This is a genomic window from Cryobacterium sp. 10C3, assembly GCF_034314285.1.
GTDB classification, from domain to species: domain Bacteria; phylum Actinomycetota; class Actinomycetes; order Actinomycetales; family Microbacteriaceae; genus Cryobacterium; species Cryobacterium glucosi.
Genome location: NZ_JAVIWF010000002.1, coordinates 1,233,896 through 1,259,298 on the forward strand (window position 1 = coordinate 1,233,896; position 25,403 = coordinate 1,259,298).

At 68.0% G+C, this 25,403-nt stretch carries 24 protein-coding genes and 3 pseudogenes; 15 read left to right on the top strand and 12 right to left on the bottom strand.

Features of this window, described 5'->3' with window-relative positions; all coding sequences use genetic code 11:
* Nucleotides 1–14: 14 nt before the first annotated feature.
* The 3 genes from RGU41_RS06505 to RGU41_RS06515 are packed head-to-tail and all read right to left on the bottom strand — an operon-like array spanning nt 15 to nt 2,364.
* Nucleotides 15–1,025, bottom strand: coding sequence for a hypothetical protein (locus RGU41_RS06505; protein WP_322135815.1), 1,011 nt, complete (start codon nt 1,023–1,025; stop codon nt 15–17).
* Complete coding sequence (locus tag RGU41_RS06510) at nt 1,013–1,651, bottom strand: hypothetical protein (protein WP_322135816.1); 639 nt, start codon at nt 1,649–1,651, stop codon at nt 1,013–1,015. The genes RGU41_RS06505 and RGU41_RS06510 overlap by 13 nt, the downstream gene beginning before the upstream one ends.
* 2 nt (nt 1,652–1,653) lie before the next feature.
* Entirely contained in the window at nt 1,654–2,364 is a 711-nt protein-coding gene (locus RGU41_RS06515) for a hypothetical protein (RefSeq protein ID WP_322135817.1), read from the bottom strand.
* A 110-nt stretch (nt 2,365–2,474) separates the two neighbouring features.
* Here RGU41_RS06515 and RGU41_RS06520 point away from each other — a divergent pair, with 110 nt between their 5' ends.
* The 3 genes from RGU41_RS06520 to RGU41_RS06530 are packed head-to-tail and all read left to right on the top strand — an operon-like array spanning nt 2,475 to nt 4,246.
* Complete coding sequence (locus RGU41_RS06520; protein ID WP_134446589.1) at nt 2,475–3,173, top strand: SOS response-associated peptidase; 699 nt, start codon at nt 2,475–2,477, stop codon at nt 3,171–3,173.
* Between the two features lie 54 nt (nt 3,174–3,227).
* A complete protein-coding gene (locus RGU41_RS06525) occupies nt 3,228–3,392 on the top strand; it encodes a hypothetical protein (RefSeq protein ID WP_166787273.1) in 165 nt (54 codons plus the stop codon).
* An 8-nt stretch (nt 3,393–3,400) separates the two neighbouring features.
* Nucleotides 3,401–4,246 carry an SMP-30/gluconolactonase/LRE family protein gene (locus tag RGU41_RS06530; RefSeq protein WP_134446588.1) on the top strand — a complete coding sequence of 282 codons (846 nt, stop codon included), beginning with the start codon at nt 3,401–3,403 and terminating at the stop codon, nt 4,244–4,246.
* A gap of 33 nt (nt 4,247–4,279) precedes the next feature.
* Here RGU41_RS06530 and RGU41_RS06535 read toward each other — a convergent pair whose 3' ends face one another.
* Nucleotides 4,280–4,930, bottom strand: coding sequence for a DUF1345 domain-containing protein (locus tag RGU41_RS06535; RefSeq protein ID WP_134446587.1), 651 nt, complete (start codon nt 4,928–4,930; stop codon nt 4,280–4,282).
* Nucleotides 4,931–5,084: 154 nt separating this feature from the next.
* On the opposite strand from RGU41_RS06535, the gene RGU41_RS06540 reads away from it, so the two are divergent.
* Nucleotides 5,085–6,047, top strand: coding sequence for a J domain-containing protein (locus RGU41_RS06540; RefSeq protein WP_134446586.1), 963 nt, complete (start codon nt 5,085–5,087; stop codon nt 6,045–6,047).
* Between the two features lie 24 nt (nt 6,048–6,071).
* On the opposite strand, the gene RGU41_RS06545 is transcribed toward RGU41_RS06540, so the two are convergent.
* The 3 genes and pseudogenes from RGU41_RS06545 to RGU41_RS06555 all read right to left on the bottom strand — a co-directional run bounded on the left by RGU41_RS06545 (nt 6,072) and on the right by RGU41_RS06555 (nt 9,924).
* The gene (locus tag RGU41_RS06545) at nt 6,072–6,725 is read right to left on the bottom strand and encodes a hypothetical protein (protein WP_322135818.1); all 654 of its coding nucleotides are present in this window, start codon (nt 6,723–6,725) and stop codon (nt 6,072–6,074) included.
* A 304-nt stretch (nt 6,726–7,029) separates the two neighbouring features.
* A complete protein-coding gene (locus RGU41_RS06550; RefSeq protein ID WP_166787272.1) occupies nt 7,030–7,896 on the bottom strand; it encodes a DUF4097 family beta strand repeat-containing protein in 867 nt (288 codons plus the stop codon).
* A gap of 57 nt (nt 7,897–7,953) precedes the next feature.
* Nucleotides 7,954–9,924: pseudogene (locus RGU41_RS06555) on the bottom strand (amino acid transporter).
* Between the two features lie 193 nt (nt 9,925–10,117).
* Here RGU41_RS06555 and RGU41_RS06560 point away from each other — a divergent pair.
* Nucleotides 10,118–10,549: a hypothetical protein gene (locus RGU41_RS06560; RefSeq protein WP_322135819.1), complete on the top strand. Its 432-nt coding sequence runs from the start codon at nt 10,118–10,120 to the stop codon at nt 10,547–10,549.
* On the opposite strand, the gene RGU41_RS06565 is transcribed toward RGU41_RS06560, so the two are convergent.
* From RGU41_RS06565 to arfB, 3 genes are all read right to left on the bottom strand, one after another.
* Nucleotides 10,491–11,891, bottom strand: a complete 1,401-nt coding sequence (locus RGU41_RS06565) for an MFS transporter (RefSeq protein ID WP_134446582.1) — start codon at nt 11,889–11,891, stop codon at nt 10,491–10,493. The genes RGU41_RS06560 and RGU41_RS06565 overlap by 59 nt on opposite strands.
* Nucleotides 11,892–12,126: 235 nt before the next feature.
* Entirely contained in the window at nt 12,127–12,600 is a 474-nt protein-coding gene (locus RGU41_RS06570; RefSeq protein ID WP_134446581.1) for a GNAT family N-acetyltransferase, read from the bottom strand.
* Nucleotides 12,601–12,634: 34 nt separating this feature from the next.
* Nucleotides 12,635–13,057, bottom strand: a complete 423-nt coding sequence (gene arfB, locus RGU41_RS06575; protein ID WP_322135820.1) for an alternative ribosome rescue aminoacyl-tRNA hydrolase ArfB — start codon at nt 13,055–13,057, stop codon at nt 12,635–12,637.
* Nucleotides 13,058–13,265: 208 nt separating this feature from the next.
* Between arfB and RGU41_RS06580 the strand changes: the two genes are divergently transcribed.
* From RGU41_RS06580 to RGU41_RS06620, 9 genes and pseudogenes are all read left to right on the top strand, one after another.
* Nucleotides 13,266–14,231: a hypothetical protein gene (locus RGU41_RS06580; RefSeq protein WP_322135821.1), complete on the top strand. Its 966-nt coding sequence runs from the start codon at nt 13,266–13,268 to the stop codon at nt 14,229–14,231.
* Nucleotides 14,228–15,736, top strand: coding sequence for a GH36-type glycosyl hydrolase domain-containing protein (locus RGU41_RS06585; protein WP_322135822.1), 1,509 nt, complete (start codon nt 14,228–14,230; stop codon nt 15,734–15,736). Before RGU41_RS06580 ends, RGU41_RS06585 begins: the two co-directional genes overlap by 4 nt.
* A 135-nt stretch (nt 15,737–15,871) precedes the next feature.
* Nucleotides 15,872–16,810 (top strand): heavy metal-binding domain-containing protein, encoded by a 939-nt coding sequence (locus RGU41_RS06590; protein ID WP_322135823.1) that lies wholly within the window; start codon nt 15,872–15,874, stop codon nt 16,808–16,810.
* Nucleotides 16,811–16,850: 40 nt separating this feature from the next.
* On the top strand, nt 16,851–17,657 hold the full coding sequence (locus RGU41_RS06595; protein WP_322135824.1) for a heavy metal-binding domain-containing protein: 807 nt from the start codon (nt 16,851–16,853) through the stop codon (nt 17,655–17,657).
* Nucleotides 17,658–17,673: 16 nt separating this feature from the next.
* Nucleotides 17,674–18,495 carry a hypothetical protein gene (locus RGU41_RS06600; protein ID WP_134446576.1) on the top strand — a complete coding sequence of 274 codons (822 nt, stop codon included), beginning with the start codon at nt 17,674–17,676 and terminating at the stop codon, nt 18,493–18,495.
* Between the two features lie 44 nt (nt 18,496–18,539).
* Nucleotides 18,540–19,970, top strand: coding sequence for an FAD-binding oxidoreductase (locus tag RGU41_RS06605; protein ID WP_322135825.1), 1,431 nt, complete (start codon nt 18,540–18,542; stop codon nt 19,968–19,970).
* Nucleotides 19,915–21,252: a class I SAM-dependent methyltransferase gene (locus RGU41_RS06610; RefSeq protein ID WP_322135826.1), complete on the top strand. Its 1,338-nt coding sequence runs from the start codon at nt 19,915–19,917 to the stop codon at nt 21,250–21,252. Before RGU41_RS06605 ends, RGU41_RS06610 begins: the two co-directional genes overlap by 56 nt.
* Before the next feature lie 127 nt (nt 21,253–21,379).
* On the top strand, nt 21,380–21,772 hold the full coding sequence (locus tag RGU41_RS06615; RefSeq protein ID WP_416173180.1) for a DUF1206 domain-containing protein: 393 nt from the start codon (nt 21,380–21,382) through the stop codon (nt 21,770–21,772).
* Nucleotides 21,757–22,128: pseudogene (locus RGU41_RS06620) on the top strand (DUF1206 domain-containing protein); the annotation flags it as partial. The gene RGU41_RS06615 and the pseudogene RGU41_RS06620, both read left to right, overlap by 16 nt.
* Before the next feature lie 25 nt (nt 22,129–22,153).
* Here RGU41_RS06620 and RGU41_RS06625 read toward each other — a convergent pair.
* Nucleotides 22,154–22,849 (bottom strand): phosphatase PAP2 family protein, encoded by a 696-nt coding sequence (locus RGU41_RS06625; protein WP_241975456.1) that lies wholly within the window; start codon nt 22,847–22,849, stop codon nt 22,154–22,156.
* Nucleotides 22,850–22,920: 71 nt separating this feature from the next.
* Nucleotides 22,921–23,658 carry a phosphatase PAP2 family protein gene (locus RGU41_RS06630; protein ID WP_134446573.1) on the bottom strand — a complete coding sequence of 246 codons (738 nt, stop codon included), beginning with the start codon at nt 23,656–23,658 and terminating at the stop codon, nt 22,921–22,923.
* 211 nt (nt 23,659–23,869) lie between these two features.
* Here RGU41_RS06630 and cls point away from each other — a divergent pair.
* A pseudogene (cls, locus tag RGU41_RS06635) lies at nt 23,870–25,278 on the top strand (cardiolipin synthase).
* Nucleotides 25,279–25,403 lie beyond the last annotated feature (125 nt).

Consider the following 25,403-nt stretch of genomic DNA (forward strand, 5'->3'; position numbering starts at 1 on the left):
CAGTGGTTCCGTCGTCAGTCATACCGGGCCTCCGCAACCCAGCGGGCGGACTCGAGCAGGAGCAGCCAGGCCGCGCCCGATCCGTCCACGAGCTGGAGGCGATGGCCGTGGTGCGCCCTGGCGAGATCCCACCAGCGTTCGACGAGCGGCCAGGGTCCGGCCCAGGCCGTGACAGGGGACAGGTCGTCGGTTCGCCCGGTTTGAGAGAAGGCGGCAGGAGTCCCGGAGAGGATGCCCCGCTCGTCGACGCCGACGGCAGCGCCGTCCGTGGCGTGGAGCAGGACCGACGGCGATTCCAGGAAAACGGTCGCGGGGGAGAGCCCGGGGAGGCTGCCAGGCCAGGGCGCCGTGGCCGTGCGTTCGCGTGCCGAGGCCGGCTGGGCGGGGACGACGGGGACGGCGTCGCCCCAGGGAACGAGCACCCGGCGGTCCCTGAGCAGCCGGCCGCCCGCACTGATTGCGGTGAGCACCCCGTCGTGCCCGAGCAGGCCCTGGACCCGGGTGAGCGCGTGGTGGATCCGCTCGTCTGGCCCGGAGTCCCAGAGACCCTGCTCGTGATCGGCTGTCGAGTCCACGCGTTCGGGGATGATCCGCACCCGGGTGATGGCGGCTTCGAGCTCGCTCGCACCGGGGCCGGCCCCCTGCAGTTGCCACCGCACCCGGTCGGCGATGTCCGCGCCGGTGAACCAACGCGGATGCCGCCACGAACGCGTGTGCACGGCTCCTGCCCCCGCCGCGGCCTCGGTGCACACCTCGATCGTGACTTCGGTGCAGACCAGGCGCGAGGCGGCGAGGTCGCCGACGAAGGCGTCGAGTCCCGCCCGGATGGCGAAGGTGACCTGGTCGACCCGGTCGAGGGGAGGTTCCCAGTCGAAGGCCACCTCCCGGTGGCGGGGAGGGACCCGGGGAACGACTCGGCCATCGTCCGCCGCCCCTGCGATCCGGTGGGCGCGGGCCGCTGCCGCTCCGAACCGGTGCCGCACCCGGTCGGCGGGGAGCGCCGCGAAGTCCCTCAGCGTGTGCACGCCCAGGCGGCGCAGCAGGGTCGCGAGGTCCCTGTCGATGAGCCCGGCGTCGACGAGGGTCGTGACCGGGCGGACGGCGAGAAAGGCCGCTGACCCCCGGGGAGAACCACCCTGACCGGGGTGGGGGCCTGGTCCCTGGCGACCTGTTCCGCGGCGAAGGCGCCGTCCGCGATGCCGACCCGGGCGCCGGGGATCCCGAGCCCCACGACGCACGCGACGAGGGCGTCCGCGGCCGCCTCTTCGCTGCCGTAGAACCGGGCAGGCCCGCGGGAGCGGATGGCGCAGAGTCCGGGACGCAGGACCTGCACGCCGGGTGTCGTGTCCTCGAGCCGCTCGATGACGGGTTCGAAGGCCCGGTCGTCGAGTACGCGGTCGTAGCCGAGCACGACGAGCTCCGGGCAGCGGAACTGGGCCTCGCGTGCGGCGAGTCCTCTCCGCACGCCCGTCGTGCGGGCCGCCGGCGAGCAGGCAAATACGATGCCGCGGTCGACGAGCGCGAGGGGCACGTCCTCCGGGAGCCCGGCGCGCACCCTGGCCGCCGTCACGGGCCAGTCGGGGCACCAGAGCACCAGGGTGCGCTCGGGTCCGTGCGGGTGCCCCACTGTCGTACCGGTGAGTGCTGTCATTGTCAGACCGCCTCGCTGTACCGGTGCGCGCCGAAGGGGATACCGAGGCGGGGCGGGTCGACGGACTCTGCCTCCGCCGGGCCGCCGGCGAGCGACATCCGTGCGGTGCGGGGTGCGCCGGAGCGCGCGGACGCCGCGACGGTCACCTCGCGTCCCGTGAGGTGACCGTGACCGTCGCCGAGCCCGGTCCAGGTGCTTGAGCGCACGGAGAGCCTCGCCTCGGCCTGCGGCCAATCGCCGGCGACGAGGAGTGTGCACCCGCGTTGCCGGAGCCGGGCGGCGAGCCGGGAGGCCTCCGCCTCCGAGACCCGCCGCGTCGGTCGCACCGCGACGACGGGGAGAACGTCCGCGAGGGCCGCCGTGACGGTGAGCCACTGGTCGCCCGGCGCAGGGACCAGGACGAGGCGCGTGAGGTCGATGCCGAGGCTCGTCGCCGCTTCGGGGCCGAGGTCGGGCAGCCCGATGATCCCGCACCAGGACCCGGCCTGGGACGGCCCGGCGAGGAGCGCGAGAATGAGGGAGACGGAGCCGTCCACGGTGTAGACCGACCCGGGCCTGAGCGCGCCGCCCGGCAGGAGGCCGGCGAATCCCGTTGCCGCCTGGCGGCTTTCGAGTCCCGCCCGAGTGGATTCCATCCCGCGGATGCGCGCCTGCAACCCGGCCGCGAGTTCTCGCGGGTCGGGTCCGCTGCGGGGGACGGGGAAACTGGACACCCCACCATATTCGAACAGACATTCGATTAAGTCAAGACGATCCGGGGCGGGCGGATGCACGGCCGATGCCCGGGGAGAGGGTTGTCGGTGGGCCGCGCTAGCCTGAGACCATGTGTGGTCGATTCATCATCACGGACACGGCGCCGGACCTCGCCGCGATGTTCGACGTCGAGCATGAGGGCGAGGACCTCCCGGAACCGTCGTGGAACATCAAGCCAACCGAGCGGATTCCGATCGTGCTCGAGTCGGCGAAATCAGGCGCCGTCGTGCGCAGGATCGAGTCTGCGCGCTGGTCGCTCGTTCCCTCCTTCGCGTCGGCGCTCGTGTCGAAGTTCCCGACGTTCAACGCCCGGTCGGAGACGGTGGGGGAGAAGCCCACCTTCCAGCCCTCCCTCGCATCGCGGCGTGCTCTCGTGCCCGCCACCGGTTACTACGAATGGCACACCGAAGGCACCGTCAAGACCCCGTACTTCGTGCACTCGGACGATGGGCTGCCCCTGGCCCTCGCCGGTCTCTACGCGTGGTGGCGCAACCCTGCCCTCACGGAAGACGACCCGGCGCGATGGGTGCTGAGCGCCACGATCCTCACCCAGGAGTCGAGTGGCCGTCTCCGGGGCCTTCACGAGCGGATGCCCGTCGTGCTCCCGGAGGAGACCTGGGACCAGTGGCTCGACCCGCACACGGTCGGCGACCAGGAGTTCGTGGACGCGGCCGTGGCCGCCTCCGCGGAATCCGTGGAGGGTTTGCGGTTCCACGAGGTTGCGCCCCTCATCGGCGACGGGCCCGAACTCATCGAACCGGTCGCCTGAGCGGCTACGCTCGTCATGGCACGGAACGGCCGGGCCGGTGTCGAAAGGACCCCTATGAAAATTGTCGCCTTCATCGTCGCGATGGCCGTGTTCGTCTTCGGACTGTGGCTCTTCGGGTTCGCCTTCACGGTCACCGCGGGCCAGTTGCCCATCTTCTTCGGCGGGATCCTCTGCGTGGCCCTCGCCGTGGCGATTCCCGTCCAGATCCTGCGCGACTGAGCAACCCCGTGCAGGCCGAACAGCGTACCGATCCCCTCGCCTTCCACGGTGAGGGCCCCGTATGGTCCCCGTCCTGGGGCGGCCTGCGCTGGCTCGACATGTTCGCGGGAGACATCCTCTCGCTGGACGGTGACACCGTGCATCGCAGGCACGTCGGCAGCATGGTCGTGACCGTGCGGCCGCGCCGCGCGGGCGGCGCCGTCCTGGCCCTGCAGCGCGGTTTCGCCCTCGAGGATGCCGAAGGGACGATCACCGAACTCGGGGAGCTCTGGAGCGATCCGCTCCTGAGACTCAACGAGGGCGGCTGCGACCCGGACGGCCGGTTCTACTGCGGTTCGATGGCGTTCGACCAGTACCCGGGCGCCGGTTCCCTCCGCCGCCTCGACCCGGACGGCTCGGTCGAGGTCGTCCTGACCGGCCTCACCATCTCCAACGGGCTGGACTGGAGCCCGGACGGCTCCCTCGCCTACTACAACGACACCGCGACGGGCCGGGTCGCGGTGTTCGACTACAGTGCAGAGACGGGCCTGACGGGCCTGCGCAGTTTTGTCGAGATCCCGGCGGAGTCCGGCTTTCCCGACGGTCTCACCGTCGACAGCGACGGCGGGGTCTGGGTGGCACTCTACGGCGGGAGCGCCGTGCATCGCTACACGCAGGATGGCCGCCTGGACGAGGTCGTCGAGGTCGCCGCAAGCCGCGTCACCGCGTGCACCTTCGGCGGACCGAACCTGGACGAGCTTTTCATCACGACGTCACGGGAAGGCCTCGACGACGGGGAAGAGGCACTCGCCGGATCGTTGTTCCGGGTGGATGCCGGGGTCACCGGCCTGCCCGTGCGCGCGTTCGCCGGCTGAACGTCCGGCCCAGCGCCTGACCCGAAGCCGGGCTCAGTGCAGCAGCCCGGCGACGAGGTTGATCATCGTCGCAAGGATCACGGATCCGAAGAGGTAGGACAGCAGGCCGTGGCGCAGCGCCGTCATCCGGATGATGTGTGTCTTCAGGTTGGTGTCCGACACCTGGAACGTCATGCCGAGGGTGAATGCGAGATAGGCGAAGTCCCCGTAGCTCGGCGGCGCTGTCTGGTTGAATTCGATCCCGCCATCCGCCCCCTCGTAGTAGAGCCGGGCATAGCGGAGGGTGAACAAGGTGTGCAGAAGCGTCCAGGACAGCACGACGCTCAGCACGGACAACAGGGCCAGCACGACCTGCGCTGCTCCCGTCGTGGAATGCGTTTCGACGAGCAGAAGGCCGAGCGCGCCGAGGCTCGCGAGGCTGATCAGGAGCACGAGCAGGTCGGACACGCCCCGGGACGGGTCCTCACGGGTCGCATGCGTCGCGGTCGTCGCGGCGTCCATCGGCCCGATCACGATCCAGACCCAGGCGATGAACGTCACGCAGGCCGCTGCCCAGCCCACGATCGGGGCGAGCACCCAGTCGCCCCCGATCGACGCCACCACCCCGGCGGCAAGGCCGATCACGGCCATCACGATCAGGCGGGTGCTCGAGCGACGCACCGTCAGGCGTTCCCAGGTCTTCATGGGCCGATCGTCCCACAGATCCGTCAGGATCCCGTGAGCGGCTCGGGTGGGGCGAGATGACAGAAACGGTCGATAAGGTGAAGAGAACGTCTGACACAGGTCAGACCCCGGACGGCGGCTTGCCGCACACGATCGAACGAAAGAGACCGCGAGGATGTCAGAGAGCCCGGCGGCGGCATCACCCTATGAGGTGCTGGGCGTGAGCCCTGAGGCGACCAGCGAGGAATTGCGACGCGCCTACCGCAAGAGGCTGCGTCTCACCCACCCGGATGTCGGGGGTCGCGCCGCCGACTTCCAGGCCGTCCAGGTGGCGTGGGAACGGATCGGCAATCCCGAGAGCCGGGCCGATTACGACAGGCGCCGGTACCCGGACAACGAGCACGGGACCGTGCACACCGGCTCCGCCTCCGGTTCGTCCGGTTCCGGTTCGTCCGCAGGCTCGGCGCGCGCTTCGTCGGCGGCGACAGGTCCGCGTGCGCGGATGTACGGACACCCGGGGGGCCACGCCCGGCAACGGTACCTCGAGCTCCTGCGCGAGTGGGTCGGCCGCGGGACCGTCATCGACGATCCGTACGCGCCCCAGCTCGTCCGCTCCGCGCCCCGCGAGATCCGGCACTGCCTGGCCCGCGCCCTCGCCCAGGAATCGACGGCACACCTCGTGTCCCTGCTCGGCATCGGCTACACGGCCTGGCACGACGTGCTCGCGGGCTCCCACCCCGACCCGATCGACCATGTCGTCCTCGGCCCCGCCGGGCTGTTCGCAATCCTCTCCGAGGACTGGGGCGCCTCCGTCGAACTCCGGCGCGGCGAGCTCCTCGCGGAGACCCTCCGGCCGGAGGACCGTCCCGTTCATGAATTCGAGGATGCCGCGCGGGCGCTCTCGCGCGCCCTTGGCGTGCGCTTCACCGCCCTCGTCGTCGTGCTCCCCGACGACGCCCTGTCCGACCCGCTTGCGGTACCCGGCCGCGGCCGGCGTCCCACGGTCGTCATCATTCCGCGGTCGCGGCTCGTCGGCCTGTTGCGCGAGGGGCTGCCGGGGATGGATCGGGGCAGCTTCGAGAAGGTGTTCGACCTGCGCAGCCGCCTGCAGGACGGCATCCGCTTCGTCACCGACTAGCGGCCCGCGCCACTCGGCCCGGGTCTAACGCAGGCCGAGTGTGTCGACCCAGTAGGCCAGGAAGTTCGCGCCGGCGGCGTCGTGGATCAGGTCACCCTCGATGATCACGGGGTACGGTCGCTCGAGGACCCCGTCGGACGGGCGCACATCCACGTGGGCGACCTCGTACCCGGCGGTGTGCAGGTGGTCGGCCATCAGGTAGTCGCTGCGTGAGTCGCCGACGGAGCGCCACACCCGGGGGAGCGGGCCGGTCTCGGCGAAGAAGGCGAGGGCGCGTTCGGCGCCGTGGTCTTTGTCGAGGGTGACGGATTCGATGTCCGTCGAGATGATCGTGGGATCGATCCGGAACGGCACAGCACCCGACGCGTCCGGGGAGACCCGGTCACCGAAGCGGACCCCGAGCCCGAGGCCCGTGAGGATCGCGAATGAGGCCTCGTTGAAGTCGGCAGCGGCCGCCGCGTAGTCGGAGTCTGCGGCATCCGTGCGTTGTTCGACCGAGACCATGGCCTGCTTGGTCTCATCGAAGAACATGGTGTCGGCGAAACGGTCGTGCACGAGCGAACGGATCGCGTCGACGGCGGCCGCAGGCAGTGCGACGCTCGGGTCGACGACAACGTCGCCCATTCCCGCTGCGGTGATCGGGAACCAGACGGCGCCCTTCTCGCAGACACCGTACATGCGCATGGTCTCCGGGAGGCCGGCCGCGAGGAGGGCGTGATGACCTGCTCGCGAATGAAGAGCGCCGACCGGCCGGTGATGAAGGCGATCGGCACGTTCGCGGCCGCGAGCGTGATCAGGTCGGCGATGATGCTGTCGCGCCGGATCGTTCGGGTGACCGGACTGGCGATCGGCCCGTCGACGTCGAGGAGGAGGCCGAGGGGAGGGAGGCTGTCTGGCATGGCTCCATTGTTTCATGGGCCGCCCGGTGCATGGCCCGCCCGGTGCACGGCCCGCCCGGTGCGCGGCCGCCCGTCGACGGGCGTCAGCCGGTCGTGACGCGCACATCACCGTTGGTGGTCTGGGCGATGATCGTGCGCCGTGCGGAGGGATCGCTCGGGACGGAGCCTGTGTCGACGTTCCCGTTCGTCGTCCGCGCGTCGACGAGGTAGGAGAGTCCGGCTGCCGGCATGCGCACCGTGATCGAACCGTTGGTGCTGCGGGCCTCGACGGCCTCAGGGGCATCCCGGAAATCGACCTCGACGGCTCCGTTCGTGGTCGTGGCGACCACGCGGCGGGAACCGGCATCGCGCACCCTGATCGCGCCGTTGGTGGTGTGGACCTCCACCCGGCCGAGCGTACCCGTCGTCTCGACGGCTCCGTTCGTGGTCGTCAGCCTCAGCGCGCCGGTGAGTGCCGACGCCTCGATCTGCCCGTTCACCCCGTCCGCGGTGAGGGAGAGTGCCGCAGGGAGGGCCACCGTCATGTTCAGGGAGCAGAAGCCGAGCCACTGGCTCGGGCACCCGCCGGTGACCTCGGTCACGCCGTTCGCCGTTGTGATCGCCAGCGTCGGCGTGGCGCCGAGCGAACTGCCGTCTGCCCGCACGTGCACCTGCGAATCGGGGCTGGGTTCGAAGCGGATGGCGGAGTTCGGAACCCGGACAGCCACGCTCGACCCGGCCTCGGCATCCGCTGCGAGATGGACGGGCGTGCCGACCGCGCCGCCGGTCAGAAGAAGGATGAGCAGTGCGGCCCCGGCCAGGATGACGACGCCGAGCACAACGACGGCGACGATGAGGCCTGCCCGCCCTCCGCGGCGCCGATCCGGCTGCGGGGGCACGGCCGGCTGGGGTGGCACCGGCGTTCGGGGCTGGACCGGTGGACGTTCCGGCGGCATTGCGCTCGCGTTCATGCAGCAGACCATACCCGTGTCCTGCCCTCCCGGTACGGAGCGAGGCCTGGGCAGCGGTCAGCTGACGTGCACCGCCGGACGGCGCTTGACGTCGCGCTCGGCGACGCGGAGCACCTCGCGGGTCACCGGGGCGACCTCGCCGTTTCCGAAGAACAGGAACCTGGCCATGTTGGAGATCGGGCTGCCCTCTGTCCACTCGAAGTAGATCGTGGGGACGATGCCGGTCACGTCGCGAATTTCGAGGAGCACGGAAGCCAGGGTGTTGGGGATGTTGCCGCTGTAGACCTCGAGGACCCGGTAGCCGTGCTTGACGACGCCGCGAACGAGGAGGTCCTCCTCGAACTCGGAGGAGTCGGTGCCGTGCACCTCGAGGAAGATGGTCTGCGAGTCGCGGGGAATGTGCGAGTACCGGCGCTCGTCGCGGTCCTTGTGCCGGTACTCGTGTTCGCTGCCGTCGTCCGGTTCGTTCGCGATGACCCGGACTGCGCCGTCGGCGGCATCCGCTTTCACGAAAGCGAGGGCCCTCTCGTCGAGGGCCACGGATGTCGCCCGAAGCTGGAAGGACCGGCGTACCCGGGAGATCAGCGAGATGAGCAGGATCCCGGCGATGAACAGCCCGGCGATGCGCAGGCCGTCCGGGCGTTCGATGACGTTGAGGACGGTCGTGTACGCGAAGACGAGGAAATGGCTCCGAAGCCGATCGTCCGCTTGCGCTGGCCCTGCCTGCGGGCGGACAGGGTCACAGCGGCGGACGCCGACGTGATCAGCACGAGAACGCCTGTCGCGTATGCGCCGCCCTGGGCGTCGACGCTGGCCTGGAAGACGACCGTGATGATGAACGCGATCGCGGTGAAGACGAGAACGAGCGGCCGCACGGCGCGAGCCCACTGCGGTGCCATGCCGTAGCGCGGCAGGTACCGGGGCACGAGGTTGAGCAGTCCGGCCATGGCGGACGCCCCGGCGAACCAGAGGATACAGATGGTGCTGACGTCGTACACGGTTCCGAACACCGGGCCGAGGAACTCGTGTGCGAGGTACGCGAGCGCGCGCCCATTGGCCTGCCCGCCCGGCTGGAATTCGGCCTGGGGGATCAGGAACGTCGTCATGAAGCTCGTCAGGATCAGGAAGCCGCTCATGATCACGGCGGCCGTCGTCAGCAGGCGGCCGGCGCCGCGGATGCGCCCTGCGGGACGCTCGGGTGTGTCCGTCGGGTCGCCGGTGATCTGCGGCATCACGGCGACGCCGGTCTCGAAGCCGGAGAGGCCGAGGGCGAGCTTCGGGAAGACGATGAGGGCGATCCCGACCATGATCAGCGGATCACCGTGCTGGGCGTTGAGCGCGCTCCACCAGTCGGTGATCATCACCGGCCGGCTCGCGATCTGCGCCAGGGAGACGCACACGACCACGAGGTTGAGCGCGAGGTAGACGCCGACGAGCACGACGGCGATGCCGATCGCTTCCTTGAAACCCTTGAGGAACACGATCGCGAGGAGCGAGATCAGGGCGAGGGTGATGCCGATCTCGTTGCCGTGGAACCATTCGGGGGCGAAGGGATTCTCGATGGCGTGTGCCGTGGCATCCGCCGCGGAGAGGGTGATCGTGATCATGAAGTCGGTGGCCGCAAAGCCGAGCAGGGCCAGGACGAAGAGCTTGCCCGCCCACCAGGGCAGGAGGTGTTCGAGCATGTGGATGGACCCGGAGCCGTTGAAGCTCTCGCGGGCGACCCTGCGATACACGGGGAGCGCGCCGAGCAGGGTCAGCAGGACGAAGTGACGATCGTCGCAAAGGGGAGAGCAGGCCGGCCGCGAGCGCGGCGATGGCCGGCTGGTAGCCGAGCGTGGAGAAGTAGTCGACGCCGGTGAGGCACATGACGCGCCACCAGCTGTGCGTCTTCTCCGCTGTGCGGGCGTGCGGACCCTGGTGCGGGCGCTCACTGTCCTGAAGGAGCCAGTGCGAAAGACGGTCCCGCCGGGTGGTGACGGGTCGGGGAACCGCGGTGGAGCCGGCCTCCGTCGAGGAGTGAGGCATACGAGGGGCCCTTACTGGTCTGGAGGTCGCGTAGTGCAGAGATCAGCCTACGCGCACGAAAGGCCTGCTGGCACGTTCCTCAGCACCGAATTGACGCCGGATACCGCGGTGGTGTCGGGGATGTCGTCCGGGGTACCGTCCCGGGTGATGTCGGCGGACCAGACCCGGCCGGCGGCGATTATCCTTGAACACGATGATTACGAGACGAATGGCCGCCTTGCGACTGGATATTCCGCTCGAGATGGCGCAGCGACACGACCTTCCCTCGCGCCTGACCGAAGCGGAACTGGCCGAGATTGAGAACAACCCGCCGGACTGGCTGGTGCAGTCGCGGGCCAACCGCACGGGCAAGAAACCGGTCTGGGTCGAGCTCCGCTGCGACGTCTGCGGTTTCTCGGAGGCGGCCCGCCCGAAGAAGTGGTGGCCGGCCTTCACGTACCTCACGTGTGACGACCATGGCGCAGACGAACTGCCGGAGCCTGCCGCCGGTCTCAGCCGTACAGAGGTCGACGGTGTCGGCACCCGCTTCATCGGAATCGTCGACGAGACCCCTGACCGGATCGGCCTCAGGCCCGGGCGCGCCGGGGCATCGACACCGCGGCGACCACGGTCAGCGCGGCGGTGATGGCGACCGCGACGAAGACGGCGACGGATGCCGCCTGAACGCTCGCGGCATCCCGCACGCCCGATGCCGACGAGCCGATGATCCCGTTCGCCACTGCGCCGAAGATCGCGACACCGACGGCACTGCCGATGGACCGGGAGAACAGGTTCGCGCCGGTCACGACGCCGCGCTCGTCCCATTCGACGCTCGACTGCGCCGCGATGAGCGTGGGTGTCGCGACGAGGCCGAGGCCGAGGCCCACGACGAAGCAGCTCAGCGCGGTCACCACCACCATCGGAGTGCCGGCCGTCCCCGCGAGGAGCAGGGCGCCGAACAGGACGATGGACACGCCGATCAGCGCCGTGTTCCGGAAGCCGATCCTGAGGTAGAACCGGCCGGACAGCGCCGCGGAGATGGGCCAGCCGACCGTGAGGGCGGCGAGAGCGAGTCCGGCGACGAGCGGCGGCGTGCCGAGCACGCCTTCGAGGTAGGTCGGAACGAAGGAGGTCAGCCCGATCAGGATCGCGCCGACGCCGACCGAGATCAACGCGGTACTGAGCAGCAGGCGCCTGCTGAACGCCCAGAGCGGCAGCACCGGTTCTGCGGCACGACGCTCCGCCAACCCGAACAGGACGAGGAGCACGGCCCCGGTCGCGAAGGCCGCGATGCTCGGCACGGAATCCCAGGCCCAGGCCTGACCACCCTCGAGGACCGCGAGGATCAGAAGAGTGAGTGCCGTCGTCAGGAGGACGGCGCCGAGGTAGTCGACGCGGTGCCGGCGGGCCGTCACGGTCTCGTGGAAGGTGCGTTGCAGCATCCAGGCAGCGATGAGGCACAGCGGGATGTTCACGAAGAAGATCCAGCGCCAGGACAGGAACTGCGAGAAGATCCCGCCGAGGCTCGGTCCCACCACCGAGGAGATCGCCCAGACGCTTGCGAGGTAGCCCTGCACCTTGGCCCGTTCGACGACGGTGTAGATGTCCCCGGCGATCGTGATCGCCATCGGCTGCACGGCGCCGGCGCCGAGGCCCTGGATCGCCCGGAACGCGATCAGCGCAGGCATGCTCCAGGCCAGGCCGCAGAGCACGGACCCGAGAAGGAACAGTCCGATGCCGATCATCACGATCGGTTTCCGGCCGAGCGTGTCCGAGAGTTTCGCGTAGACCGGCACGGAGACGGCCTGCGCGAGCAGGTAGATCGAGAACAGCCACGGAAACTGGGCGAATCCGCCGAGGTCGCCGACGATCGTCGGCACCGCTGTGGCGAGGATCGTCGCGTCGATCGCCACGAGCCCCGTCGTCAGCATCAGGGCGATCAGGATCGGGCCGCGCGCGGATCGGAAACCTACTTCAGTCGTGCTCATGCGGCCTCCGTCGTCATTTCGGTACGAGGGATGTAATCGGCGCCGACGGTTCCGCATTCCCATTCCAGAATAAGAAGTCCGAGCCGAGGCAAGAGAAGGCCCCCGGACGAATCCGGGGGCCTTCCTGCACTGTCTCAACCAGCGCTCGTCCGTTCGCTGAAGTTATCAGCGACCGGAAGTCTGGACCGAGTCTAGTCGACGTCCGGGACCGGGCCGGTGAAGCGGATGCGCGGGCTCAGGCGCGCCGCAACGCTGCGCCGTCGAGACGGTACGTCGTCCAGCCGTCGAGGGGCCGGGCGGCGAGAGACTCGTAGAAGCCGATCGCGGGCGCGTTCCAGTCGAGGACATCCCATTCCAGGCGCGCGTACCCGCGCTCGACGCACAGTGCCGCGAGGCTGGTGAGGAGTGCGGTTCCATACCCGCCGCCCCGGTGGGCCGGCCGTACGTACAGGTCCTCGAGATGGATGCCGTGCACGCCCTCCCAGGTCGAGAAGGTCAGGAACCACACGGCCATCCCGGCCAGGGTACCGGCCTCCTCGCCGTCGATGACGAACGCGTGGACCGCGGGCTCGTCGCCGAAGAGGGCGGCGAGGAATCCCTCCTCCGTCGCCGCGACCGCGTCGGGTTCGCGTTCGTATTCGGCGAGTTCGACGACCAGCCGAAGGATCTCGGGAACATCGGCGGGCACGGCGGGACGGATCGGCTTCATCCGACCAGCGTACGGGACCTCCCGCTGGCCGGCGCTAGTCCTCCGACGGCCTCCGGCGCTGCTGTTTCGTCGCCGAACGCTGTTCCTTGGCCGCGAGGCGCCGACGGTTCGAACCCCTGGTCGGTTTGGTCGCCCGGCGGCGAGCGGCATCCGGGGCCAGGGCCGCGGACACGAGTTCGGCGAGCTTGGCCAGGGCGATCTCGCGGTTCCGGAGCTGGGAGCGCTGCTCCGACGCTGCGACCGTGATCACCCCGCCGACGAGTCGCCGGTCGAGTCGCGCCAGGAGCCTTGCCCGCTGGTCGTCGGACAGGGACAGCGACAGGGCGACGCTCCAGGACAGTTCGACGCGGCTATCCGAGGTGTTCACGTGCTGCCCGCCAGGCCCCGGCGACCGCGAGAACCGCCAGCCGAGTTCCGATGCGGGAATCGTGAGCGCGGGTGACACCTCCAGATCCATGGTCCCAGCGTGCCACAGCAGAGTGGAGCCGGCGGGGTATGCATCCGGTGGGCGTGCGGTGTGGCACCCCGGGGTCTACCTTTGCTAGGGTAGCCGTGGGCGCCAATGAGAGCGCTCTCACACAGGTTTGGGTCTGGTGCATCGATGGATTCCGATATTTTCGGATCCCGTCGCTATCCGGTCCTCCGCATATCGCAAAGGTGCACACATGAGGTTCGGTCATTTCGACGACGAGGCCAGGGAATACGTGATCGAGACCCCGCTCACGCCATACCCGTGGATCAACTACCTGGGCAGCGAAGATTTCTTTTCCCTGATTTCTCACACGGCCGGCGGGTACACGTTCTATAAGGACGCGAAGATGCGTCGCCTGACGCGGTATCGCTACAACGACATTCCCACCGACTCCGGCGGACGATATTTCTTCATCAACGACGGCGGCGACGTCTGGACGCCGAGCTGGCTGCCGATGAAGAAGGACCTCGACTTCTTCGAGACCCGCCACGGCATGGGGTACACCCGGATCACCGGCGAGCGCGGCGGCCTGCGCGTCTCCACCCTGTACTTCGTACCCCTCGGCGAGACGGCCGAGGTGCAGAAGGTGACGATCACCAACACCTCGGACCACGTCAAGACCTTCTCCCTCTTCTCGTACCTCGAGTTCTGCCTCTGGAACGCCCAGGACGACCAGACCAACTACCAGCGCAACCTCTCCCTCGCCGAGGTCGAGGTCGAGGGCAGCACGATCTACCACAAGACCGAATACCGCGAGCGTCGCGACCACTACGCCGTGTACTCGGTGAACGCCGAGATCGCCGGGTTCGACACCGACAGGGAGACCTTCGTCGGGCTCTATGAGACCCTGGCCGAGGCGAAGGTCCCGAACGCCGGCACGGCGCAGAACTCGATGGCGTCCGGCTGGTACCCGATCGGTTCGCACCAGGTCGACTCGACCCTGCAGCCCGGCGAGACCCGCGAGCTCGTGTTCGTCGTCGGCTATGTCGAGAACACGGAGGAGAACGGCCAGGGCAAGTGGGCCGACGATGCCAAGCAGGTCATCAACAAGACACGGGCGCACGAACTTCTCGCCCGGCTCGACACGACCGAGAAGGCGGATGCCGCGTTCGAGGCCCTGGGGAGTACTGGACCACCCTGCTCTCCGCGTACACCGTGACCTCGCCGGACGACAAGCTCAACCGGATGGTCAACATCTGGAACCAGTACCAGTGCATGGTCACATTCAACATGTCCCGCTCGGCCTCCTACTTCGAGACCGGAATCGGGCGCGGGATGGGCTTCCGAGACTCGACCCAGGACCTGCTCGGCTTCGTACACCTGATCCCCGACCGCGCCCGCGAACGCATCCTCGACATCGCCGCCACCCAGCTTCCGGACGGCTCGGCCTACCACCAGTACCAGCCGCTCACCAAGCGCGGCAACAACGAGCTCGGGAGCGGCTTCAACGACGACCCGGCCTGGCTGATCATCGGGGTGGATGCCTACCTCAAGGAGACCGGGGACTTCAGCATCCTCGACGAGGTCGTGCCGTTCGACAACAACGACGCGCTCGCGCAGACGCTCTACACCCACCTCACGCGCTCCTTCGAGTTCACCCTCAACAACCTCGGCCCGCACGGCCTGCCCCTGATCGGGCGCGCCGACTGGAACGACTGCCTGAACCTGAACTGCTTCTCGACGACGCCGGGCGAGTCTTTCCAGACCACGGAGAACCAGGCAGGCGGCGTCGCGGAGTCGACATTCATCGCGGCCCAGTTCGTGCTCGCTGCCGGACAGTACGCGACCATCGCCGAGCGCGGCGGCGACACCCAGCAGGCCGACCGCGCCCGCAAGGCCGCTGCGACCATGAGCCAGGTGCTGCTCTCCGACGGCTGGGACGGCGAGTGGTTCCTGCGCGCTTACGACTTCTACGGCAACAAGGTCGGCACCCACGAAGACACCGAGGGCCAGATCTGGATCGAGCCGCAGGGCTTCGCGGTCCTCGCCGGCGTCGGCGTCGAGCACAACGCGGACGGAACCCCGTCCGCTACAAGCCCCGCGTTCCGAGCCCTCGACTCCGTGGACCGCCTGCTCGGCTCCGCACACGGACTCGTACTGCAATACCCGGCGTACAAGAGCTACCGCATCGAACTCGGCGAGGTCTCGACGTACCCGCCGGGCTACAAGGAGAACGGCGGAATCTTCTGCCACAACAACCCGTGGGTCATCATCGGCGAGACGGTTCTCGGCCGCGGCGCCAAGGCCTTCGACCACTACCGCAAGATCACGCCGGCCTACCGTGAGGAGATCTCCGAGGTGCACCGCCTCGAACCGTACGTGTACGCGCAGATGATCGCCGGCAAGGAGGCCTCCCGGCACGGCGAGGCCAAGAACTCCTGGCTCACCGGCACAGCCGCGTGGAACTTCGTGACGGTCTCCCAGTACCTCCTGGGCGTGCGCACCGACTACGACGGCCTCGTCGTCGACCCGCAGCTCGGACCGGACGTCGCTGAATTCACCGTCACTCGCCGGGCCCGCGGTGCGACCTACGTCATCACCGTTGCCAACTCGGGCAGGGAGGGGTCGCGCGCGAGCCTCGAGGTCGACGGAGTGGCCATCCAAGGCCGCACCGTGCCGTACGCCCCTGACGGCGCCGTCGTGCAGGTGCGCGCCACCCTGTAGTCACCCCGGCCGGCATTCGCCCGGTGCGCCCGAGAGAGTCTCCGGCGCACCGGGCGTTCTGCGTCACCGGGAAATAAACCGTGTCCGACCGCGGAAGTGCCTGGCTATCCGGGTCCGGGGTGCTTATATGAGCACGTGGATCAATGGACGGGGGGACTGCCGCCTGCTGCGCATGCCCGCATCGCTGGACAAAAGGCCAGTCGAACAGCGGGGTCGCTGCTCTCGGTCGCCGCGGCGGCGAGCATCCAGAGCGTCGGGCTGACCGCCGTCGGCGAAGTCTTCGGCTGCGCCGTCATGAACCTCGGGTGGAAGGGCAGCGGTTGTGCCTGGTGGACGTCGGGGGCGAAGATGGGGAGATCGTCGATAGGCCAGGTTTCGCCCGTGACGACCTCAGGCGGCGGGTCCACCTGGGGCAGCTTCGCCCCCTACGTCGGCGCATACGAACGCGGCTGGTATGGCGCACTCAAGCGGATGCGCGTCGAAGCGCAGGCACTCGGGGCGCACGGAGTCGTTGACATTCGCATCCGTCGCACCCGCGTCGAGGGCACGGCCTGGGAATTCAGCGCCCTCGGTACGGCCGTGCGCTCCACGGATTCCTCTCTCGTGCCTTCTCCCGGATCCGCGGCCGACCCCTGGTACACCAACCTGAGCGGAGAAGACTGCGCCGCGGCTCTCCTGGCCGGATATCTCCCGCACAGTGTCGTGCTCGGGATGTCCGTGTCGACGAAGCATGAGGATTGGCAGCTTCAGCAGCAGCGCACCAGTTGGATCAACGGCGAAGTGACCGGGATGACCAGGCTGGTCCAGGCGGCGCGGCGCGAAGCCAGGGAGCGGCTCGCGCGCCGGGTCACGCACACGGGTGCGGCAGATCTCGTCGTGACCGACACCACGCTGTCCGAGTTCGACACCGCGTGCGGCGGCTCGGATGCGCGAGACCTGCACGCCGAATTCGTCGTCGTCGGCACCACCCTGGTGGCGTTGCCGCGCGCGCGGAACCGGTCGGCCGTTCCTCCGCCCCTGACCGTGATGCCCCTGCGCGATTCCCCGCAACGCCCACGAACGCCTGAACGATGATCTCCCCAGCACCCACGACGAGCGAACGGACGACCACCCCATGACGGACCCATTCTCCGGCGTCTCCCTCTCGGCGAGCGCCCGGGCGCGCCTGGCCGACGGCAAGAAGCATCTGTTCACGTCCGACCTGTCCGTCAACGAGTTCCTCCTGGTGCGGCAAGCCGGATTCCGCCCGGTGGGACTCGTGCTCGGTTCGAGCGTCTACCACGTCGGGATCCAGACGCGACGCTGGGGCCAGAACATGGAGCTCGACAAGCTCAGTGCCGCGATGTACCACGCTCGGGAACTCGCGATGACGCGCATGGAGGCGGAGGCCGACGCCCTGGGCGCAGACGGCATCGTGGGCGTTCGGCTCGAGATCGAGTTCAAGGACTACGGCAACAACCTTGCCGAATTCGTGGCCATCGGAACAGCCGTCGTGGCAGACCACGCCCCGGCGAGCGGTACCTGGCGCAACAACAAGGGTCTTCCGTTCACCTCGGACCTCTCCGGCCAGGACTTCTGGACCCTGATCCAGTCGGGCTACGCACCGCTCGGCCTCGTGATGGGAACCTGCGTCTATCACATCGCCCACCGGGGAACGATAGCCGCCCTCAGCAGCCTGGGAGCGAACGTCGAGATCACCCAATTCACGGAGGCGCTGTACGACGCTCGCGAACTGGCCATGGGGAGAATGCAGACGGAGGCCGAAACCCTCGCGGCTGACGGCATCGTCGGAGTGCAACTCCTGTCGCTGCCGCACCGGTGGGGCGGGCACACCACGGAATTCTTCGCGATCGGAAGCGTCCGGTCCGCGAACTGCGCGAGGATCACGTCATCGCCACTCCGAGCCTCGTGCTTCCCCTGACGGACGGTGGCCGCTGGTGACCCTCGAGCAAGCCACGGCCGACCCCCAGGCGTTTCTGGCCGGCCTCGCCGACGGAGCCATACGTGCGCTGTCCGCACCGGTGGCCGCGAGTGTCCTGACGGTGGAACGGAACCGCTCGCTGGCAGACCGCCTGGCCGGCAAGCCCGGGTCCATCCGTGAGATTCGACTTGGGGCGAACAGTGAGACCCTGACCCTCACTCACCTCGCGGGACCCCGGTTCCTCGCCCAGGCCCAGAAGGTTTCCGGCGGCGTCGTGATCTCACGGCGGACCCTGACCCTCGGCGAATGGCTCAGCGTCTTCGCCGGCCGTATCGCCGCCGTGGCGGGGGATGCCGCGGGCGAGGCTTCCGCGGCGGCGCACGCACTCCACACCCTCGGCATCGAGTCGACAGGGTCGGACGTACGGGTTGCCGATGCGACCCTCGACGTCGATCTGAGAAGCCTTCCGGCGCGGGTGGAGTCCCGTCTCCCGCCGGAAGCCGTGACGGCCGTCCGTCGGATCACCGGGCTGCTGCTGGAGACACTGCCGAGGCTGGCGGGCAACCTGGAAGCCGAGATGACGGCCAGGCGAACGGCGACCTCGTATCTCCCCGAGACTCTGCGCACGTATCTTGCGCTCCCTGCCGAGTGGGCGCACAATCACGTCTTCGCCGACGGCACCACGCCTGACACGGCACTGGCCGCTCAGTTGACCGTTCTCGAGACGGCCGTCACCGAGATGTACGACGCGGCCGTCCGTGATGATGCCGAAGGTCTCCTGATCAACGGCCGGTTCCTCTCCGCTCGTTTCGCCAGGTCCAGTCTCGATCTCTCGTAACGGCGATGCGTGCGGGCTGGGCGATCGAGGACTAGCTTGGGTGGGTGTCCACTCCCTCGATCGACGCACACACCATTCACGCCGCCGGCGTCGAGCGGCTGCTCGCGAGCTATCGGGCGGTCCCGCCGACGGCCTCCGTCCGGCTCGCGAAGCACACCTCGAACCTGTTCCGGTCACGCGCGAAGTCGGACGCCCCGGGCCTCGACACGTCGGGATTGACGGGCGTCATCGCGGTCGATACCGAAGCGCGGACGGCCGACGTGGCCGGCATGTGCACCTATGAGGACCTCCTCGCCGCGACCTTGCCGCTCGGGTTGGCTCCGCTCGTGGTCCCACAGCTGAAGACGATCACCCTCGGCGGTGCGGTCACGGGCCTCGGCATCGAATCGACGTCCTTCCGCAACGGCCTTCCGCACGAGTCGGTGCTGGAGCTGGACATCCTCACCGGAACGGGCGACGTCATCACGGCGTCGCCGGCTGAGCACGAGGACCTCTTCCGCGCTTTCCCGAACTCCTACGGCACGCTCGGGTACGCGGTGCGCCTGCGCATTGAGCTGGAGCAGGTTGACCCCTTCGTCGAGATCCGGCACCTGCGGTTCCACTCGCTCCCCGCCCTCGTCGCGGCGATGGGCCGCATCGTCGCGACCGGTGACCTGGACGGCGACCGCGTCGACTACCTCGACGGCGTGGTGTTCAGCGCCGACGAAGGCTACCTCTGCGTGGGCGCCCAGACCGCCGCGTCCGGCCCGGTGAGCGATTACACCGGGCAGAAGATCTACTACCGGTCCATCCAGCACGACGCCGGCACCACGGTCGACCGGCTCACGATCCACGACTACCTGTGGCGGTGGGACACGGACTGGTTCTGGTGCTCGGCGGCATTCGGCGCACAGCGTCCGCTCGTCCGCAGGCTCTGGCCCCGAACGCTTCGGCGCAGCAGCTTCTACGGGAAGCTGATGCGCTACGAACAGCGATTCCAGATTGGGGATCGCCTCGAGTGGCTGCGGAATCGTCCACGCCGGGAACGAGTCGTGCAGGACGTCGAGATACCGATCGAGCGCTGTGCGGAGTTCCTGGAGTGGTTTCTGGCCACTGTGCCGATCGAACCGATCTGGCTCTGCCCGCTGCGGCTGCGTGACGACGGCGGCTGGCCGCTGTACCCGATCCGGCCGCGACAGACGTATGTCAACGTCGGGTTCTGGTCGACGGTGCCGGTGGGGTCGACCGAGGGGAGACGAACCGTCGGATCGAGGATGCGGTCGGCGAGTTCGACGGGCACAAGTCGCTGTACTCGGACTCGTACTACTCTCCGGAGAAGTTCGACGGACTCTATGGCGGAGACGTCTATCGGAGCGTCAAGGACCGCTACGACCCCGATTCGCGTCTCCTCGATCTCTACGCAAAGGCGGTGTTACGACGATGACCACGTTCCAGCAACGAACGCCGGAAGAGGCGGATCAGGCAGGGCGACCTGAACCAGAGGGCAAGCTCGCCCTGGCCGGGATCCTCGAGATCCTGGCCGGCGGTCGGCTCCCGCTTCGGTTCACCGCCTACGACGGGAGTTCGGCCGGCCCGCGAGACGCACCCCTCGGGCTGGAGCTGAGAACGCCGCGGGGCACGACCTACCTGGCGACCGGCCGCGGCGACCTGGGCCTGGCCCGCGCCTACATCGCCGGTGACCTCGAGATCCACGGGGTGCACCCCGGCGACCCGTACGAGCTCCTCAGAGCGCTCACCGGCGACCTGGTCTTCACGCTGCCGTCGCCCCGGGTGATGGCCACCATCATCCGCTCGATCGGAGTCGGCCACCTGCGCCCGATCAAACCGCCGGAACTGGAAGCACCGCCGCGCTGGCGCCGGATCGCCGGGGGACTACGGCACAGCAAGAGCAGGGACGCCGAGGCGATCCACCACCACTACGACGTGTCGAACACCTTCTACGAGTGGGTGCTCGGGCCGTCGATGACCTACACGTGCGCGTGCTACCCGCGCCCGGACGCCTCCCTCGACGAGGCTCAGGAGAACAAGTACCGGCTGGTGTTCGAGAAGCTGCGGCTGAAGCCGGGCGACCGGCTGCTCGACGTCGGCTGCGGCTGGGGCGGCATGGTGCGTTACGCGGCCCGCCGCGGCGTGAGGGCCACCGGAGTGACCCTGTCGGAACAGCAGGCCGGCTGGGCGCAGCGTGCGATCGCCGAGGAAGGCCTCGCCGGTCTGGCCGAAGTCCGGTTCGGCGACTACCGCGACATCGCCGAGACCGGCTTCGACGCCGTGTCGTCGATCGGGCTGCTCGAGCACATCGGCGTGCGCAACTATCCCGCGTACTTCGAGTTCCTGCAGTCCCGCCTGCGCCAGGGCGGGCTCCTGCTCAACCACTGCATCACCCGCCCGGACAACCATTCCGAAGCGTCCACCCGCGGGTTCATCGACCGGTATGTCTTCCCCGACGGCGAGCTCACCGGCTCCGGCCGCATCATCAGCGCCGCACAGGACACCGGCCTGGAGGTGCTTCACGAGGAGAACCTGCGGCAGCACTACGCCCTGACCCTGCGCGACTGGTGCACCAACCTCGTCGAGCACTGGGATGAGGCCGTCGCCGAGGTCGGACTGCAGACCGCGAAGGTCTGGGGCCTGTACATGGCCGGCTCACGGCTCGCGTTCGAGACGGGGGGAATCCAGCTGCACCAGGTCCTTGCGGTGAAGCCGTCGGACGGGGATGGCCTCGGGAGCCTGCCCCTGCGGCCCTGGTGGACTCCCTGATTCGTTGGGGAAGTTCGTTAGGGAAGAAGGATAGTCCGGACCACCGATGTCGTCCTATGCTGAGGCCGTGATCAGTAACTCAGCGGCCAGCGTTGCCAGCACAGCAAAGAACAGCCGCACTTTGCAGATGCTTGCCCGCCTGGGCTTCGCCGTCAACGGCTTGTTGCACATCCTCATCGCCGCGATAGCCATCGCCATCGCGGTTGGTGCCGGAAGCGGTAGTGCAGATCAGTCCGGTGCTCTCGGGCAGCTCGCGACGAGCCCGGGCGGAGTATTCGTTCTGTGGGTTGTGGTCGCGGGACTGGCTGCCCTCGGGCTCTGGCTGCTTTTGGGAGCGTTCCTGATGCGCGGCGCAGACCCCAAACGTCAGTGGTCCCGGCGCGTCACTGAAGTCGGCAAGGCGGTTGTCTACTTCCTTCTTGCGGGGACCGCTTTCACCTTTGCGCAGGGGGAGCGACGAGTTCCGCCGGCAGTACCCGTGATGCCAGCGCATCGCTTCTTGCGGCGCCAGGAGGCGTGATCGTCCTCCTGGCCGGGGGTCTTCTCGTGCTGGCCATCGGGGTCTACTTCGTGCGCAAGGGTGCGTTGCAGAAGTTCACGGCAGATATCTCGGTGCCGAGCGGGTCGGCTGGAAAGTTTGTCCTCGCTTTGGGAATCGTCGGCTACGTCGCCAAGGGAATCGTGTTGGCCGTCGTGGCGGTCCTCATCGTGGTTGCGGCCATCACCGTGGACCCGAGCCAGTCGACCGGCCTGGACGGGGCGCTGAGGTCCCTCGTCGCTCTTCCGTACGGCGGGCCTATCTTGTCTGCTCTTGGTGCGGGTCTGATCGCCTATGGGCTGTACTGCTTCGTCAGGGCCTGGCGCGCCCGGCTCTGACATCTGAGGTTCACGCGGGTTCAGGTCATTCCGCAGAGTGCGGGATCGTGATCTGGAGCTCCCCGGAAGCCCGAAGGCTTCGCCACGTGTCGTAGGCGATCACGCTGCCCAGAATGACCAGAGAAAGTGATACGGATGCCATGACATCCGTTGCCCAGTGGTAGCCCAAATAAACGCGACTGACCGCCGCGGCGACGATGCACAGGAGCGCGAAGCCGAAGCCTGCCATTGCTCCACGGATGCTTCGACGACGTGAGAACACGAGGTACGCGGTCAACAGCACGAAGTCTGATGCGCCCAGGACGTGTCCGGACGGGAAGGAGAAGGAGGGATCGGGGCCGAAGAGCATGAGATCGGTCGGCGGTCGATGGCGGTCCACCGCATGTCCGATCACCTGCCCCAAGAGGACTCCGACCAACATGGCCGATGCCAGGATGAGTGGACGTCGGCCGTGCTTACCTATGATGCCCCAGACCACGCACACGACGAGAAGAAGGATGGGAAGTGCGACGGGCCCGAAAACGATCGCCAGTCCGATCATGATCGCGGTCAGGGTTGGCGAGCGCATACCGAAGAGCCAGTCCTGCACAGGCGCGTCCACCACGGTGAGTCCGTTGTGCTGCAGGACGGAGGCGAGGATTGCCGTGAAACAGACGACGCCGAAGCCGACCAGAACAATCGACGTCACATAGAATCGCCGGCGAGAGGCGGGCTCCAGCACGCGTTCCTCTGCGATGAATCTGGTGCGCATGCCGTGCAGGGAAGGCCGCTGGCCGTTGGTGCGGGGAGGATTCACGGGGCAATCCCTTTCGCTGATCGTGACCTGCGTTCCTTGGCGAGCGCGCGTTCACCGTCGAGCTTGGCGGCGAGCGGCGCCCACGTGACAATCGCGACGCCGATTCCGAGCAGCAGGGCGCCCAGGGTATCGGTGAGCCAGTGTGCACCGAGATAGGTGCGACTGATCATCATGAGGGCCGTGTAAACGGTCCCGGCGACCACAACCCAGATCCGTGGCAGGAGAATCGCAATGACTGCGGCCATCGTCGCGGCATTCGCAACGTGGCCAGATGGGAAAGATCCGAAATCGAGGTTCGTCAGGAAATTTTCCGGGCGTGCGCGCCCGAAGAATTGTTTCAGGAGTTGGACGGCTGCTCCGGTGACGATGGTCGCGACCAGGTAGTAAGCCGCCGCCCAGGGACGTCGTGCCACAAGCAGCGCGACGGCGACGAGGGCCGGCACGACGAGGGTCGCCACCACGCCTCCTCCGAGGAAGTCCATCGTCAGTGCAAGGACCTGCCAGAGGGGTTCGCGATTCTCAACCAGTTCCCGCATCCATTCCACATCGATGGGCAACGGCAGCCCATGATCACGCGTTGCGATCAGAGCGCCCAGCGCACACGCCAGGGCGACGGCTGCGAGGCCACTGATCAGCGGCCACCGGCGGGAGACGCGGCGTGCACCCGACGTTGCCGCACGTTCAGGACGCGCGCCGGGCGCTGCATCCGAGCGTTCGGTTGAACTACCGGCCATGACTCCAGCCAAAGGATCGTTTGATGGGCACCGACCGGTCACCATGCTCATGCGGTGATCGTGGGTGAAGGCGAGCTTACCTCCCGGGGTACCGGCGGCCCAACTAAGGTGGGGACACGTGAATCCGCGCGGCCGCACGTCAGATCGGACTTCCAGAGTGAACCTGCGAAAACTGCCCAAGGCCCTGCCGATCGCGGTCCTCGTCCTCGAGATGGCCATCCGCGTCGGGGCGGTCATCAGGATTCCGCCGAACCGCCGTCCCACGGCGGCGATGGCCTGGCTGATGGCGATCTTCATTGCGCCGATCCCGGGAGCGGTGCTCTTCAGCCTCTTCGGCAGCAGCAGGCTCCCGAGGGCACGGCGCGAGAAGCAACAGGACATCAACGACTACATCCTCGGTACGACCGCCGGCCTCGACCAGGTCTCCAAGACGGAGACCTGGCCCCAATGGTTCGAATCCGTCGTCGAACTGAACCACACGTTGGGCGCCATGCCGCTCGTCGGCGGAAACGACGCTGTGCTTCTGCCCGACTACGAGGAGTCGATCGCCGCGATGACCGAGGAAGTGATGCGGGCCGAACGGTACGTGCACGTGGAGTTCTACATTCTCAGCCGAGACCGGACGACGATGCCGTTTTTCGACGCCCTCCTCGCAGCCCATGAACGGGGTGTGATCGTCAGGGTTCTGTACGACCACATCTCGACGATCCGGAGCCCGCAGGGCCGGGCGACCCGCCGTTGGCTGAGGAACGTCGGCATCGATTCCCACGAAATGCTCCCCTTCCATCCTTTCAGAACGCAATGGCGGCGCCCGGACCTGCGAAACCACCGCAAGGTGCTCGTGATCGACGGAATCGTCGGATTCATGGGCTCGCAGAACATGGTCGACCCCAGCTACAACACCAGGGGAAACATCAAACGGAACCTGCGGTGGAAGGATCTGATGGTGCGACTGGAAGGCCCCGTCGTCGCGGGCGTCAACGCGATCTTCATCACCGACTGGTACTCCGAGACGGAAGATCTCCTCACCCGTGAGGCAGACCCGATCTATTCCGTGACCACCGAGGACACCCTCGACTGCCAGGTCGTTCCGAGTGGGCCCGGGTTCGAAGGCGAGAACAACCTGCGGGTCTTCAACGCCCTGCTCTACTCGGCCCAGGAACGACTCGTCATCGCCAGCCCCTACTTCGTCCCCGACGACTCCATGCTCTACGCGATCACGACGGCCGCGGAACGGGGAGTAACGGTGCACCTGTACGCCTGCGAAGTCGCCGACCAGGCCCTCGTATACCACGCACAACGCTCGTACTACGAGACCCTGTTGCGGGCGGGAGTGCGCATCTTCCTGTACGAGAAACCGGTCGTCCTGCATGCCAAGCATTTCACCGTCGACGATGAAGTCGCGGTGATCGGGTCGAGCAATATGGACATGCGCTCGTTCAGCCTCAACTTCGAAATCTCGCTGCTGGTCCGGGGAGACGTTTCGTCGACGCGCTGCGCAGGATTCAGGACGACTACCGGAGCCACTCCCGGGAGGTTCTGCTCGACGAGTGGCTGCAACGTCCGCTTGGCACGCAGGTCCTGGACAACCTCAGCAGGCTCACTGCCACCGTCCAATGACCGCCGCATGGCGCGACCATTCCCGTTCCCGGGGCACAGCGGGTGGGCAGGCACGTCAGCCGTTCTTCAGGACTCGGGCGGCACGATCAGGAACGTATCGGAACGAATCCTTGGGCCACTGTCAG

Excerpts from the sequence above, each read along its gene's own strand:
- RGU41_RS06510 (WP_322135816.1), bottom strand. The coding sequence starts at position 1,651 with ATGACAGCACTCACCGGTACGACAGTGGGGCACCCGCACGGACCCGAG.
- RGU41_RS06520 (WP_134446589.1), top strand. The coding sequence starts at position 2,475 with ATGTGTGGTCGATTCATCATCACGGACACGGCGCCGGACCTCGCCGCG.
- RGU41_RS06525 (WP_166787273.1), top strand. The coding sequence starts at position 3,228 with ATGAAAATTGTCGCCTTCATCGTCGCGATGGCCGTGTTCGTCTTCGGA.
- RGU41_RS06535 (WP_134446587.1), bottom strand. The coding sequence starts at position 4,930 with ATGAAGACCTGGGAACGCCTGACGGTGCGTCGCTCGAGCACCCGCCTG.
- RGU41_RS06540 (WP_134446586.1), top strand. The coding sequence starts at position 5,085 with ATGTCAGAGAGCCCGGCGGCGGCATCACCCTATGAGGTGCTGGGCGTG.
- RGU41_RS06545 (WP_322135818.1), bottom strand. The coding sequence starts at position 6,725 with ATGTACGGTGTCTGCGAGAAGGGCGCCGTCTGGTTCCCGATCACCGCA.
- RGU41_RS06550 (WP_166787272.1), bottom strand. The coding sequence starts at position 7,896 with ATGAACGCGAGCGCAATGCCGCCGGAACGTCCACCGGTCCAGCCCCGA.
- RGU41_RS06560 (WP_322135819.1), top strand. The coding sequence starts at position 10,118 with ATGATTACGAGACGAATGGCCGCCTTGCGACTGGATATTCCGCTCGAG.
- RGU41_RS06565 (WP_134446582.1), bottom strand. The coding sequence starts at position 11,891 with ATGAGCACGACTGAAGTAGGTTTCCGATCCGCGCGCGGCCCGATCCTG.
- RGU41_RS06570 (WP_134446581.1), bottom strand. The coding sequence starts at position 12,600 with ATGAAGCCGATCCGTCCCGCCGTGCCCGCCGATGTTCCCGAGATCCTT.
- arfB (WP_322135820.1), bottom strand. The coding sequence starts at position 13,057 with ATGGATCTGGAGGTGTCACCCGCGCTCACGATTCCCGCATCGGAACTC.
- RGU41_RS06580 (WP_322135821.1), top strand. The coding sequence starts at position 13,266 with ATGAGGTTCGGTCATTTCGACGACGAGGCCAGGGAATACGTGATCGAG.
- RGU41_RS06595 (WP_322135824.1), top strand. The coding sequence starts at position 16,851 with ATGACGGACCCATTCTCCGGCGTCTCCCTCTCGGCGAGCGCCCGGGCG.
- RGU41_RS06610 (WP_322135826.1), top strand. The coding sequence starts at position 19,915 with ATGACCACGTTCCAGCAACGAACGCCGGAAGAGGCGGATCAGGCAGGG.
- RGU41_RS06615 (WP_416173180.1), top strand. The coding sequence starts at position 21,380 with ATGCTTGCCCGCCTGGGCTTCGCCGTCAACGGCTTGTTGCACATCCTC.
- RGU41_RS06630 (WP_134446573.1), bottom strand. The coding sequence starts at position 23,658 with ATGGCCGGTAGTTCAACCGAACGCTCGGATGCAGCGCCCGGCGCGCGT.